General features: G+C 40.5%; 10 protein-coding genes. All 10 read left to right on the top strand.

The features are described 5' to 3' along the window. The first annotated feature begins 119 nt into the window (after positions 1-119). The gene (locus DTK66_RS06630; protein WP_191668158.1) at positions 120-971 is read left to right on the top strand and encodes a metallophosphoesterase family protein; all 852 of its coding nucleotides are present in this window, start codon (positions 120-122) and stop codon (positions 969-971) included. A 145-nt stretch (positions 972-1,116) separates the two neighbouring features. Continuing rightward, positions 1,117-1,386 (top strand): 30S ribosomal protein S14, encoded by a 270-nt coding sequence (gene rpsN, locus DTK66_RS06625; protein ID WP_003667006.1) that lies wholly within the window; start codon positions 1,117-1,119, stop codon positions 1,384-1,386. A gap of 198 nt (positions 1,387-1,584) precedes the next feature. Beyond that, positions 1,585-2,277 (top strand): hypothetical protein, encoded by a 693-nt coding sequence (locus tag DTK66_RS06620; protein WP_153931406.1) that lies wholly within the window; start codon positions 1,585-1,587, stop codon positions 2,275-2,277. Positions 2,278-2,345: 68 nt separating this feature from the next. Then, positions 2,346-3,008 carry an L-serine ammonia-lyase, iron-sulfur-dependent subunit beta gene (gene sdaAB / locus DTK66_RS06615; RefSeq protein ID WP_191668157.1) on the top strand — a complete coding sequence of 221 codons (663 nt, stop codon included), beginning with the start codon at positions 2,346-2,348 and terminating at the stop codon, positions 3,006-3,008. A gap of 17 nt (positions 3,009-3,025) precedes the next feature. Then, entirely contained in the window at positions 3,026-3,907 is an 882-nt protein-coding gene (gene sdaAA / locus DTK66_RS06610) for an L-serine ammonia-lyase, iron-sulfur-dependent, subunit alpha (RefSeq protein ID WP_153931408.1), read from the top strand. Between the two features lie 102 nt (positions 3,908-4,009). Next, the gene (gene ahpC / locus DTK66_RS06605) at positions 4,010-4,573 is read left to right on the top strand and encodes an alkyl hydroperoxide reductase subunit C (protein ID WP_153931409.1); all 564 of its coding nucleotides are present in this window, start codon (positions 4,010-4,012) and stop codon (positions 4,571-4,573) included. A 13-nt stretch (positions 4,574-4,586) separates the two neighbouring features. After that, a complete protein-coding gene (locus tag DTK66_RS06600; RefSeq protein ID WP_191668156.1) occupies positions 4,587-6,254 on the top strand; it encodes an FAD-dependent oxidoreductase in 1,668 nt (555 codons plus the stop codon). A 753-nt stretch (positions 6,255-7,007) separates the two neighbouring features. Then, positions 7,008-7,676: a YSIRK-type signal peptide-containing protein gene (locus DTK66_RS06595; protein WP_225209026.1), complete on the top strand. Its 669-nt coding sequence runs from the start codon at positions 7,008-7,010 to the stop codon at positions 7,674-7,676. A gap of 81 nt (positions 7,677-7,757) precedes the next feature. Further along, a complete protein-coding gene (locus DTK66_RS10990; protein ID WP_225209025.1) occupies positions 7,758-12,122 on the top strand; it encodes a mucin-binding protein in 4,365 nt (1,454 codons plus the stop codon). Between the two features lie 820 nt (positions 12,123-12,942). Continuing rightward, a partial coding sequence (locus DTK66_RS06585; protein ID WP_191668155.1) for a serine-rich glycoprotein adhesin occupies positions 12,943-15,389 on the top strand: 2,447 nt, incomplete at its 3' end.

Genomic DNA, 15,389 nt, shown 5'->3' with positions numbered 1-15,389 from the left:
ACAAATGAAAAGGTTTTGAATCAAAGGTACTTATTAAAATAAAGGCATAAATTAGTTTAGCACTCCTTGTCAAAACTCTGCTATATTAATTACAGAGAAATAGAAAGGGGACATTACTAGTGAGAAGGAGAATTGCAGTATTTTCAGATACACACGGTAATTTAAGCGCGCTCCAAGCAATGTACCAAGATAGTATTAAGCAACATGCGGACGAATATTGGTTTGTTGGAGACCTGTTAATGCCAGGACCTAGTGTCGGGGCAATGTGGGATATTTTTCAGAAAATGAAACCAACCGTAATTGTTCGGGGCAATTGGGATGACCTAGTTGTCCGTGGTGCACGGGGAATGATGGACATGGAACGGCCATCTCATATTTACTTTGCCCGGCTTGCTCAATATGTTGCTGAGCATACTTCATCAGCAGTGATTGATGAAATTGCAAGTTGGCCATTGCACGTGACCAAAAGAGTGGGGGCCTTGAATTTTGGTATTTCCCATAATTTGCCGTGGCTTAATATGGGGCAAGCGCTATTTCCGACTCAAGAAACAGCAAACTTCGATAAGCTTTTTAACATTGCTGGTGAAACTGTCGATGTTGCAATTTATGCCCATGTCCACCACGAACTTTTGCGCTATGCTAGTGATGAACGTGTAATCTTAAATCCAGGAGCGGTCGGAGAACCTTTTAACCACTGGCAACCGCTCCAGCGAGACCTACGCGCGCACTATTTGATGTTGGAAGTCGACGCGATTGGCCTAGCAGAAACTAGTTTTCGACATATTTCATATGATCGGGAACAAGAAAAAAAGCTTGCTGAGAAGAGTGATGTCCCTTATAAGGATCTTTATCAAAAAATGATGATTACCGGTCGTGCTTATACCCATGATGATGAATTATTGACGGCGTACAATGATAAATTTAACTATGCGGATGATTACCAAAAATATGCTAAAAAAATTAATAGTTAAGGAAAAATAAAATGCAAGACATATTTCTTGTATTTTTTGTAAGTATCAGCGATAATAATAAACTGAAAAGAATTCGCAGATGTTTTTAATTTTAAGTAGTAATGGTAGATACAGTTTTAATTTAATCTAAAAGGAGAACAACTGAATGGCAAAAAAATCAAAAATTGCTAAATTACATCACCAAGAAGCTTTAGTTAAAAAGTACGCTGAAAAACGTAAAGAATTAAAGGCAAAGGGCGACTATATTGGTCTTTCAAAACTACCTCGCAATTCGAGTGCAGTCCGTCTTCATAACAGAGACCGTTACGATGGTCGTCCCCATGCTTACATGCGTAAGTTTGGTATGTCTCGGATTAAGTTCCGTGAGCTTGCACATAAAGGTCAGATTCCTGGCGTTCGTAAGGCAAGCTGGTAATTATTAAAAGCAGCGACCAGTTTTTAATAACTGGTCTTTTTTTATAGCTAAAAGTTGACCAAAAATACTGTTATAGTAGGATTAATTACAAAAAATTTTAGTAATCTTCCAAAAAAATCGATTTTTTAGCTTCGTTTGACGCTAATAACTGCTATACTATGAATAGTATGACGAGTAAAATCGGGCGGTGGAAATATAATGAACGAAAAAGTAGTTTTTGATCAACTGAATAAGGATGTTGCTGATCAAACACGTGTAAGGCAAACGTATAAGTATTTTAATGGTACAGATCGTTCTAAGGGTCTTTATGATGAGGCTGTTAGGATGGGTGAAGATGTCCTTAAAGAGCACGAAGAAGGACATAATGAGCCACAAGCAATGGTTGACCTAGTTGATCAAGCGATTTACAATTCGCGCAAGGCGCTAAATGGTCAGCAGACTGATAAGCATTCATTACACATGCAGCTATCCCGGGCAGGGCAATTTTTACGTAGTCAGGAATTTACCGGTCTCCCAATCAAGACGCAGCAATATTGGGAACGTGAGATTGCTGCTGCGCATAACGTTGAAGTTGCATCGACTACTGACCAAGCTTTGGCAAATAAGACCGCAATTAAGGTTGCCACGATGTTTGATACAATGGAACAGATGCGTCCGCAATTAGTTAAGGAAGCAGCTCAGCAACGGGCAGCGCGAGCTAAAAAGGCGATTGCGGCTCGTAAAGAGGCAGAAAAGGAACGCAAAAAACGTGAAGCAGTTCTTGCTAAGCAAAAAGCACTTGCCGAAAAAGCTGCTAAAGAACACCGCGGCAAAAAAGAAACTAAGAAGAAAAAGTCTGGCGGATTACGGGGATTCTGGTCATTTCTCGGTTTCCATAAAAATCAAAAATAACTATAATAAGGAGTTGGAGACAAGATTGTCACCCTCCTTTTTTAATTTTAAATTTACGAGGATAGCTTATGAGTAATAAATACAAGAGTGTTTTTGATATTATTGGTCCGATTATGATTGGTCCATCGAGTTCCCATACAGCTGGGGCAGTCCAAATTGGTCGCATAGCAAATAAACTGTTTGGCAAGATACCTCCTAAAGTGACTGTCCATTATTATGGGTCCTTTGCGCAGACGCATCGTGGTCATGGAACTGATTATGCGATTGCAGCAGGTATCATGGGCTTTTTACCGCATGATTCGCGGGTACCGCTTGCTCCGCGGATTGCTCGTCAACAGGGGATTGACTTACGTTTTGTAGAAGAATCCGGTGATAGTCCGATTCATCATCCTAACACTGCGATTTTAGTGATGACTGATGGTAATAAACAAATAAAAGTATCTGGCTGTTCAATTGGTGGGGGCGCTGTTGAAATTCGTGAAATCAATCTTGAAGGAGTTGAAATTTTACCTGCCGGACCTTTACCGATTGTAATTTTTCGTGACTATAGTAAGAAAATGGCCAATGCTTTAGCAATCAACGATGATTTAGAGCAAAAGGCTCCTTTTAGTAGACGTCAAGTGTTACGAGCGCCAAATTGTGATATTTATGTTTATGATATTCAAAATAAAATGCAACCAGCAACAGTAACTTATTTTGAAGAAAAGTATCCAACCGCAATTTGCCTTTAGAAAATGGAGAACTATTTATGTATGAGAGTGTAAAAGAGTTAGTAAGGACAGCTGAAGAAACCAAAAAATCCTTGTCAGAGCTGGTAATCTTAGCAGAATGTCAAGATTCGGGATTGAGTCGGAGCAAAGTCTGGAAGCGGATGCAGCTTAATTTAGCGACAATGCGGGCCGCAATTGAACGCGGTGAAAATGGTGCAGGGGTACGTTCGCAAACAGGTTTAACTGGTGGAGAGGCAATTAAGATCAAAAAATATCGCCAACAGCGAACCCCGCTTGCTGGTGATGCAATGATGGCGGCAGTTGAAAATGCAATTGCAACGAATGAAGTTAATGCGGCAATGGGTGTTGTCTGTGCAACGCCAACGGCAGGCTCATCGGGAACTCTACCGGGCGCATTATTTATGTTAGAGAAACGATTAGGACTGAATGAGGAGCAGATGATTAGGTTTTTATTTACAGCAGGGGGGCTCGGCTTAATAATCGCTAACCATGCGGGAATTGCTGGCGCAACCGGGGGATGCCAAGAAGAAGTTGGCTCAGCTTCGGCGATGGCGGCAGCTGCTGCAGTCGAAGCGGCAGGAGGAACGCCAGAGCAGAGTAGTCAAGCCCTAGCAATTGCATTAAGCAACCTCTTGGGCCTAGTCTGTGATCCTATTGCGGGCTTGGTTGAAATTCCGTGTGTTAAACGAAATGCGATTGGTGCAGGAAACTCGTTAATCGCGGCAGATTTAGCGTTAGCCGGGTGTATCAGCAAAATTCCAGCAGATGAATGTATTATGGCATTAGACCGAGTTGGCCGGTCGATGCCAGTTGCGTTACGGGAAACCGGAATTGGCGGTTTGGCGGGAACCCCGACTGGGCAAACGATTAAAGCTCGTATTTTTGGCAAACGGATCTAAAACTTTTTTAGAATAATTCTAACAAAATCCTTGCAAGTTGAGATTAAAAGCTTATACTATTAAGTGTAGTTAAGAATGATTCTAATTGAGGAGAGGATATATATGAATTTTGTTGGACACGAAATTGAAGATTTTAAGGTAAATGCTTATCAAGACGGTGAAACTACTGAAGTATCAAAGAAGGATGTCTTAGGCAAGTGGAGTATTTTCTTCTTCTACCCAGCAGACTTCTCATTTGTTTGTCCGACTGAATTAGAGGCATTACAAGATAAATACGAAGACTTTAAGAAGGCTAATGCTGATATTTACTCTGTTTCTGAAGACACTGAGTTTGTTCACAAAGCATGGGCAGAGGCTTCTGACAAGATTGGCAAGATCAAGTACCATATGTTAGCTGACCCTGCAGGTAAGCTTGCACGGATGTTTGATGTCCTCGATGAAGATGCCGGGCAGGCCTACCGTGGTGTATTTATTGTTGATCCTGATGGTATTATCCAATCTTATACTATCAATAACATGGGAATTGGCCGCAGCGCTGATGAAATTTTACGGACGCTTCAAGCAGCTCAGTTTGTTCGTGAGCATGGTGACCGTGTATGTCCAGCTAACTGGAAGCCTGGTCAAGATTCAATTAAGCCAAGCCTTGATTTAGTTGGAAAGCTTTAATCTGGTGATTTAGATGGCAGAACAACATTTATATGATTTAATCATTGTTGGTGCTGGTCCTGCTGGGTTATCTGCTGGATTATACGCTGGTCGGGCGACCCTTGATACGTTAATTATTGAAGGAGATACGGTTGGCGGACAAGTAACAACGACCTCCGTAGTTTATAATTATCCAGCTGTTGAAAAAATTGATGGTACCCAGTTGATGAACCAGATGCAAAAGCAGGTTACGGATTTCGGTGTTGAGATTAAGCATGACGCGATACAAAAATTTGATCTTAATGGCGAAATTAAAAAACTGAAAGGTAAAAGTGGTCAGGATTATCATGCTCGTGGCGTAATTATCGCTACGGGGGCTAATCCGCGCAAAATTGGTTTTCCTGGTGAAAATGAATTCCGTGGGCGGGGAATTGCCTATTGTTCAACCTGTGACGGAGAATTATTTACCGGTTTGCAAGTCTTTGTTGTCGGTGGCGGATATGCGGCAGCTGAAGAAGCAGACTATTTGAGCCGGTTTGCTAAACATGTAACGGTTATAGTTCGTGGTGATCGTTTTAAGTGTCCAGTCTTAACGGCTAAACGGGCCTTAGATAATCCCAAAGTAAGCGTTAAATATAACACAGAAGTTAAAAGAGTTGATGGGGATGATTACCTCACCACCGCCACTTTTATTAATAACAAAACTGGTGAGGAAACTGTTTATCATGTTGATGATGGTGACCAAACCTTTGGAATGTTCATCTATATAGGAACACAGCCGGCGACAAAAGCATTAACTGGAATCCTAAATTTAGATGAGCGTGGTTATATTAAAACTGATGAAAATGGTCAAACGAACCTTGCAGGGGTTTACGCAGCTGGTGACGTTATTCAAAAGAACTTACGCCAAATTGTCACGGCGGCGGCTGATGGCGCTGTTGCGGCAACAGCAGCTGAACGGTATATAATGCTGCAAAAAGAAAAGCAAGGGGTACCAATTCATGTCAATACAGATAAGAAGCCTGCAAAACCGGTGGGGCAAACAAGCAATCTTGACCAGCAAGAAGCTACTGCTCCCCATGAAGGAAACTGGTTACCAGCGGAAATTGACCAACAACTGAAGCCGATTTTTGCGCGCTTAACTAATGATATTCAATTACAAGTATTAACTAATGGAACCGACCTTAGTAACCAATTAGTCAGTTTTGTTGATGAATTTGCTTCCCTTGACGCGCACCTTCATTCTGTAAGCAAGCCAGCACCGGCTGATGTTAAATACTTACCACAATTGCGTTTACTTGATGCGGATGGTAATGACACCGGGTTACATTATGCTGGTATCCCAACAGGTCATGAACTAAACTCACTGGTGCTTGGTGTCTACAACGTTGCTGGTCCTGGTCAAACGATTGCGCCAGCGTTGGCTGAGCGAATTAAGCAATTACCAGCTACTGATATTCGGATTGGCGTATCACTTACTTGTCACTTCTGTCCAGATGTAGTGGCAGCTTGCCAGCGAATGGCTTCATTAAATCCAGCAATCACGGCAACGATGATTGATTTACAACATTTCCCCGAATTACGGAAAGAAAAGAAAATTATGAGTGTTCCAGCGACAATGATTGGTGATGATCCGGTTATTTTTGGAAGCCAGTCACTAGAAGAATTAGTTACAGCCGTTGAAAAACACCATCAAAAATAAATGCTTATCTTAAGAAGATCCCATCACGGGGTCTTTTTATTATCTAAAGGCAATAAATGAGGTGTCAATAAGTAAATAATTAAATGTAATTGATAATGTTTGTCAATTATAGCTGGTTCAAGCGAAAGGCCCTCTATCGATCGATAAAAAAGAAATGGTATAGCTTATAGTTTTACACATGAAATATTTATCATTTGTTGAATGAAAAATAAATTTAATCTTTTTGAAATAATTCTGCTAAAAAGCTTTATTTATCAAGGTTAAGGAAGTTTAAAATGCTGTTAATTGCCGAAAAAAGGCGAAAAGTTTTAATTAAATATTGATATTTATTTAAATCCTGTTATCCTATAAATGTAGATAAGTTATATATAATTTATCGCATGGTAATTATAAGATAACAATGCTGAGAGCAAAGGTTTATTGCAATGACTTAACACTTATGCAATGCTTGCTTAATTACTTACAGTAATACTCGATGCATTGTCTAAAAAAACTGGCTTACGATAGTGGTGTCGTAAGTCAGTTTTTTTATTCCATTTAAATTCATTTATCATCTTGTAATTAGAAATGAATTGATTTATTATATTTGTGAATTGATGTATAAGCCACTTATATCAACTGTCTATTAATGGGGATTATTTATTTTTTTGCTGATAAATACTTCCACTAATTAGCTAATTAACCTTACTTATTAAAGAACCGATTAATAGAAAAATAGATTCTAATCGGTTTAGCTTATGGGAGGAGTTTGTATTGACTTCAAGGAATAATCAGGTTGAACGGTTGGCTAATAGCATGCCGCTGACTCAGCGTTTTGCCCTACGAAAGTTAAGTGTTGGCGTCGCATCTGTTTTATTAGGGACAAGTATTGCGATGGGGATTAACGGTGAGGTTGTCCATGCGGATACAGCAACGAAACAATCCGTAACCGCGGGAGTTCCGGCAACTACGACCAATACGGTAACTTTACCAGCAACAGTTGCTGATAATGGTGACCAATCAACCAGCACAACAGCTGCTGCTCAACTTCAGGCGACAACTCCGGTAGACGAGACTGCCTATACGGTTACTAATGTTAATGCGAGTTCGGAGCCGGGAAATGGAACTGATCATACTGGGCGGACTAACCTAGCTTTTGATATTAATGTTGATATTGCCCATCATGATATTAAAAACGGTAACTATATCAACGTTTCAATGGGCATACCGTATAAGCTAACTGCTAATGGCCAGCAACATATCTTAGCTTATGGTGGTGGTGCTAGCCAGCCAATGCCGATCAATGTTAATTATCAGACTACAACTGGTGAAAAGAAAGCGGCAGTAATTGGCTATATGCGGCCAGTGACAGCTAGCGAGCAATCATATGCGGTGTCATATCATCAATCACCGGTTGAAAATGTAAAAGATGTAACCTGGTAATCGGCCGAAAATAATAATAGCCTTGGTAGTAATGGTAATGGCGGGTCAAATGATTATTATCAGATTATTTTTAATGATGGTTTGGAAAAGATTAAAGCTCAGTACGGAGATGCTAACCTGTCATTAGCGCGGATGCACTTTAATTTAACCTGGCATAATATTACTGGCTTTGATCTTGATGAGGCGCCGTTAGATACCCGCTACTTCCACTTATATTCAGATAAAGCGACGGCTCCGACATTGTTGGTTCCCCACAACGATATTCAAATCGGCAACCGGCAATTTACCAGCGGCCTTAAGATTCCAGTGGCAGCTAAAGCAACGCCCCAAGATAACTTTAATCAAAGAATTATTCCAGAAAGCGCCAGTACCTATGCGGCCCATACTTGGTACTATAATTTAAAGACGCAAACGTGGAGTATTGGTGACGAACCACTGCGTTACCCAGACCACGAAGAAGCTGTCGGATTGGCAAGTCAAAATGATGATGGCGTCAAACTGGGGAATGAATTTGATATTACAGTATCTAAGCCAGCAGATAATGATTATGTTGATTATCAATTTGTTAGTGATGATGACGTTAAGACGGCGTTAGAAAAAAGTATTGTTTCAACTTATCAAGACTACTACCTTGATCCGGTTGAAGGGACTGCTAATACTTTTGTTACTCGGGTGATGGTCTCAACTAAGGCTCCCCAGATTAGCGTGAAGAGCACAGATTCTGCTGAGGGGTTAACGCGGACATATCATGTCCAGATTGCTGAAGATTATCTCGGCTTTAAAAAAGACCAAAGCATAGGCTTAATTACTTGGCGACCAAAGAAACTGGACGGGGTATTACCGCCAGCTAATATTAAAGGCCCTAACGAGGATCCGATTAAAACTATTGGTTATTACCAAGGGGTTACTTTACGTAATGCTGCTTTACAGAAATTCCTTGAAGAACACCCTTGGCAATTAACTGTTACTAATGGGCACGGTCAGGATTTATATAATCAAAAAGCAGGTTATTATGTCCAACCTTATACTTACCGGAATGATTTAAATACTAATAATGGAACCTTATCGGGGACAATAAATAATGTCGAAAACCACCAAGTTAAGGAAACAATTCATTACGTATTTAAATCTACTGGTAAGGAAGCAGCACCAGCCTATACGGCAAAATTAGGTTTCGCAAGGGTTAACGAAGATGGCCAGTGGCAAGTGTGGACGCCAGCCAGTGATACATTTGCGGCTGTGACTGTTCCAGAGATTGCAGGTTACCATGCAGTTGATAATAGCGGAACCTCAGTTAAGGCGGTTGACGCTATAACGGTTAGCCATGACTCTCAAGATATTGATGTGACGGTTTATTATGTCGCTGATCCTCAATTGCTAACATATACGGTTATCGATAATGATACACAGCAAGTATTAAAAGACCGGGTACCGCTAGCTGAAGGGCTAAGTAATGAGGAACTGCCGGCAACGGTCGCAACAGCTTATAACAAGATTATTGATGAATACCTCGCTGATGGCTATTACCTTGTTAAAGCGGATAAGCTGCCAGCGGCTTTCGATAATGATGCAGGTGTTGACCAAAATGTCACGATTTATATTGCCAAGAAGAATCACTTGCAGGATGAAAGTCATCAAGTGACACGGACGATTGCTTACTATGATAAGGATACGGGTAAACAAATTACACTTACAGGGTTAACTGACCCAGTTAAGCAAACAGTTAAGTTTACTCGGACAGCAGTTATTAGCGGGAAGGACGGCTCTGTTCTCGGCTACACGCGAAACCAAAAGCAAGATAAAAATGGCAATTACTTGGTAGAAGAGACTGATGCGGCTAAAGCATGGCAACCGACGACAAATACGTGGGTTGCAGTCGATAATCCGGTGCTAGCCAAGTATGGCTATGGGGCAGCTGAAGATGAGCATGGTCAAGCTTATCCGCAAGTTGCTGCGGTTCAACTAATGGCAACTGCGGGGGATGAAGCAGTTAAAGTCTTTTATCCTGAACAGGTAGTGACGTCAACAGAAACTGCTGTAACGACGAGAACAATTAACTACCGTTACGCTAACGGTCCGCAAGAAGGAAAAACGGCCGCACCAAGCGTAAAGCAAGTTGTTACTTTCAGTCGTAATAAAAAGACGAACCAAGTCACATCGGAAGTAACTTATACTGACTGGACTAGTGATAATAATTCCTTTGCCGAAATTAAATCACCAGTAATTAAGTACTATGTGCCAAGTCAAGAAAAAACAGCAGCATTACTGGTAAAGCCTGGTGATAAAGATATTAACGTAACAGTTGATTATCGAACTGTACCTAATGCTGTGACATATACAGTGATTGACGATACGAACGGCAAGACCCTAGTAGACCAGCAACCATTAGCAAGCGGCTTTGCAGATGAAAAGCTACCAGTGAGTGCAGCTAATAGTTACCGTGATATCCTCAATCATTACCAGCGAATTGGATATACAATCGTAAGTCAGGATAAGTTACCAGATACTTTTACCCGTGAGGATCAGAATGTAACGATTCACCTATTAATGAAGAATGATTTGCGAACTGAACGGCAAACAACGACGCGGACGATTACTTATTACGACCGTGATACAGGTAAGCAAATTATGCTTGAAGGGATTACGGAGCCGGTAATGCAGCAAGCAACATTTGTGCGGCAGGCGATTATCGCTGGTCCGCAACATCAGGTAGTTGGTTATACTCTGGATGGCAAGCGTGATCATAATGGCAACTACTTAATTGAATTAGCAGCTGGGGATGCAGATCATGCATGGAAACTAGCCAAGGGTGGCTGGCCAGCTTCACCTAATCCAGATCTTAGCTACTATGGATACGGTCCTGCTGAAAATGAAGCGGGTGAGAATTATGCGGTAGTTGCGGCCGAAACGCCAACAGCACTGACCCCTAGTGAAAGCATCAAGGTTTACTATCAAGCACGGCTTACGCCAAACGTAGTGAAAGAAGCTGTTACCCGGACTATTCATTATGTCTATGCTAATGGCCCGAAGCAGGGTGAAAAAGCAGCTCCAGATGTTCAACAAGTGGTTACATTCACACGGTCAACTGAAACTAATGAAGTGACTAAACAAGTTAGTTTTGGCGACTGGCATGCGGTATCCTCTACTACTATTAATAATGGTCAGGAAGTAACAGCGAGTGACCCCGCAATGTTTGCAGAAGTTATTTCGCCAATTATTAAGGGGTATACTTCTGATCAACCAACGGTAAACAGTGCCTTAGCTGTACAAGGCCAACAACCGATTGAGTTAACCGTAAATTACACTACTGAGCCGCATCAAATTACGTATACCGTAATTGATGATACCACCGGTTTGACGTTGATTAATCATTATCGTTTAGGGACAGGGTATGCTGATGATAAGCTGCCTGCGATTATTGCAACAGATTATGATAATGTTTCATTGCACTATCAACAGCTTGGCTACCAGTTGGTAAGTCGTGACCAATTACCAAGTGTTTTTGCTGATCATGATTTGAATCTGGTCATTCATTTAGCACATGGAACAAAAAATGTTACGGATCAGCGTTCCGTTAATGAAGATATTAAGTACCGGTTTGTTAACGGTGGAACTGCAGCGCCAACTTACCATGCGGCGCCAATCGTCTTCACCCGTAATGGATTAACCGACCTAGTGACTGGCAAGACCGAATGGCAAACGTGGATTCCGCAAAGTGATAGTTTTACGCCGGTTATTTCGCCAATTATTGAAGGATATAGTACTGATACATTACAAATCAGTACTCAACTCGTAAATGCCGACAGTCAAGATTTGCATTTTATTGTCTTGTATTCACGAAAGTCAGTTATTCCGCACCCAACGCCAGAAGAGCCTGACAAACCTGTTACGCCGGTTACTCCAGTAGAACCAGTCAACCCAAGTACGCCCGATTCTTCAGTAACTTCCTCGAGTACGCCGGCACAACCAAGCGACACGCCAAAATCTGATATACCGGCAACCTCTTCTGCTAATGTTCCTGGCTCGTCAGCGGTTCCAGATTCAAATATTCCGGTAGTGCCTGACAAACCGACAGTACCAACATCATCGGCTACGCCAAGTTCTGATGTTCCGGCTACGCCAGCTAAACCAGCTGTTCCAACAAGTGAGACACCATTAGATGAACCATCAACGACTCCAACCGCTTCGGCAGCACCAGCGTCAGTTGGAACTCCTAATAGCCCAATAAGTGCTAGTCAGCCATCAGTTGTTCCGACTAATGAAGCTGTTATCCCCGTAACTGTACATGCGGTAGCTAGTGAAAACGCAGCTAATAATACAGGTCAATCATCAAGCGAATTACCACAAACCGGTAACCAGCATCGTAGTATTTGGCAAGTGATTATTGGCGCATTTCTTGGGTTATTTGGAATTAGTCTCGGTAAGCGGGGAAAACGAAGAAATTAAGAGTACAAAATAATCTTCTCAACAAGACGGTTAGCTAAGCTATAACGATGCTTAGCATGTCATAGCTTGATTATTGTTCGTGCTTAGGCTTGAGTGTCATGGTTATTTACCACGTTAACTTGGTATTATTCGTTAAAAAGTTGAAAGGTTTATTCTCAGCCTTATTCATACGCTTACTTAATAATTTATTAAGCATCAAAGCCTTATGATTTTAGAAATTAATAACTCCTAAAGAAATCATAAGGCTTTTTTGAAATAGTTAAACTTTTCCTCAATGTTTAATAATATATTTAATCTAAAATAATTTATGTTATGAATGAAAGGGCTATCAATTTACGGAGCCCTAGCGTTCGAGATTATTAAGATAGGAGCAGGATGATCATGCATCGTAAAGCTGATAAGTCGTTGTCGCTCGCCCAACAACATGCCTTACAGCGACTGGATGAGGTAGAAAAAGAAAAGAGACAACCTTATTGAAAGAGAAAGGAACCGTTTAAAAGTCGCTCAATAATGATGGCGATTATATTGATGTTTATTGTGGGAATGATGATGAGACTTTTTAATAGTTAATAGAATTTTTCTATAAGAATTGATAAAAAGATAAGGATGAGTAAAGACTCGCTGTAACTTTTTTGTCATACTATAGATACAAAAAACGTTTTACTAAATTTGTATTATTTGAGTACATTTTACAGATAGTATCCTAATTTATAAAACGATTTATCTTTAATGAAACTAGGTGTAGAAATGTTGATGGAAATATTTACTATCAATTATCTAAACAATCATAAAATCATGAAATTGGAGAGGTGGACAATCTATGGCCAAACATAAGCAAAATCAAGAAACTAAAAGCACGGTTAAATTATATAAGACTAAACGAGGCTGGTTTAGTGCTCTTACACGCTTCTTTAGCTTAATTTCGTTTACACCGAAAAAGGAAGTCCGTCCGACTGATCTTAATGATTTAGATGCATTAGATGATGATTATACTTCAGATACAGCAGACGCATATAAGAGAGGGATTGCTACCGTTGCAACCTTGTTCGGGATGGGGGCGATTGGTGCTATTTCGCCAACGGAAGTTCATGCTGCGACCACAACGGTTGACCATAGTTCTCAAGTAATTGGATCTGGATCGGTATCAGCGAGTACATCCACAAGTCAGTCAATGACATCTACGAGTGGATCAACTGCTAATCAATCTACCAGTATGTCAACGATTAGCCAGGCGATGCAAAGTAGTTCTCTATCAGTAAATAGCGCTACAGGAAGTACAGCTTCAACTACAATTTTTGAAGGTACAACAACTAGCTCAATGGTGAGCGAAGATGCGTCTAATAGCATTTCGGTTAGTCAATCAACTGAAAGCAGTGGCAATAATGCGATTGAACAATCTGAGAGTCATTCAAATTCGACAATGACAGATTCAACAACGGGATCAACATCGCTTGATAGTGAAAAAGTTTCAATAGAGAATGGCGCGAGTACTAGCAATGTAGAAGAAAATAGTAAGCCAACCATCTCACCAGTAACTGAAAATAATAATGGGGCAACTCCCGCGGCTAATCGAACGGTTGCGGAAGATAATGTAACTCAAATTGCTGAAACTATTAAAGAAGTATCGACTGAAGATGAATTAAAAGCGGCTTTACAGGATGCCTCAATTACGACGATTAAGTTGAAGGGTAATATCACTCTTAATAATGCGATTACCATTAATAATGGAAATCGCAACATTACCATTGATGGGAATGGATACCATATTAATGCCCTTAATACCGATGGCGGGATTATCTTAAATAATAGCTCAAGCACTGCTAAAATTAATTTAACCATTAAAAATGCGACTCTCTACAATACGAGCAAGTATGGTTTTGTTAATATGAGTAGTAATGGCGCTGACACGGTAACATACGAAGACGTGACTGCTTATGGTGGAACATTAGTATGGAGTAAGGCACTTGCAGGTATTAAAACCTTGAATTTGGCTGGGAATACAACGTTATACAGTATTGCTTCTTATAAAGTTGATGGACAGTTGCATAATACGGAGACCTTTAGTCAGGGTACGCAAGATGGTGATAAAACCACTGCCTTATACGTTTCCAACAATATTAATATCGCAGATAATGCTAATGTGACACTAAATAATAGTGCAACTGATATTGATATGTGGTTGCTTACTAATACTACTAGTAGCGAATCGTCAAATGTAAGTGCTGTTACAGTTGGTAATGCCGCCAGTTTAACGATGGAGAACATCGGACGCACCCAGTATAACATTAAGCTTGATGGTGCTGGGGATAACAACTTGATAGTTAGTGAAAACGCCACCGTTAAAATGTCAGCTAAAGTTGATAATGTTCGAATTGTACCCCGTAGAACGGGTCTTAGTAATCGGGGAAATATTGATCTTGCTAAGGGATCTAATGTTAACTTAAAAGTTATAACCGGTTCTAACTTCCGTATGGCTGGAACAGTTGCTAATAAAATTAACTTCAATGGTAATGCTACATTAGTTAAGCATGAAGGTGCTAATGGCGATACATATGGTAAGAATTCGCAAGCAAATATTGAGTTTAATTGGCTTGGTGCAGCTGGAAACACAGTTAACTTTAATCCGGGAGCTGATGTTACTTTAGTAGCAGGGAAAGGGGCATCTAATATTAGAAACTCTAGTAGCCTTATTGCAGCAACCGTAAACATCAATGATCCGCTCCGGGTAGCTTTCAATACGGATAAAATGACAACGGGAACGAATGGGGTTACGTACCTTGGCAATTCCAGAATTATCGTCAATGTTGAAAATGCGACAATTAAAGTTGATGAAAATGAATTTTCCGAGATTATCAGTAGTAATAAAACTAATATTACCAATAATGGAAATAATGTTAGTGTCGGATCAGTTTCATTAAATTCTAATAGTACGAGTTACGCTAATGAGTCCGAATCGCTTAGTGCTTCCAATAGTTTTAGTATCGCAACATCAATGGCCGGAAGTCAGTTAGCTGCTGTTAATAAAGGTAGTCAAGTAATTTATGGCGGGAGTACATCATTAAGTATCTACCAATCTACTTCAACGTCGATAGTCCAAAGCGAAAGCGTCTCGACTTCATTAAGTGAGAGTACTTCGATCTCATTAAGTGAGAGTGCAAGTATTTCAACGTCGTTGAGCGCAAGTGAGAGTACATCAATCTCATTAAGCGAGAGCGAAAGTATTTCAACATCGTTGAGCGCAAGTGAGAGTACATCAATCTCATTAAG

It is taken from the genome of Limosilactobacillus walteri (assembly GCF_014830205.1).
GTDB classification, from domain to species: Bacteria; Bacillota; Bacilli; order Lactobacillales; family Lactobacillaceae; genus Limosilactobacillus; species Limosilactobacillus walteri.
Note: the sequence above shows the minus strand (reverse complement) of the source record. Positions and strands in the feature narration are given on the sequence as shown.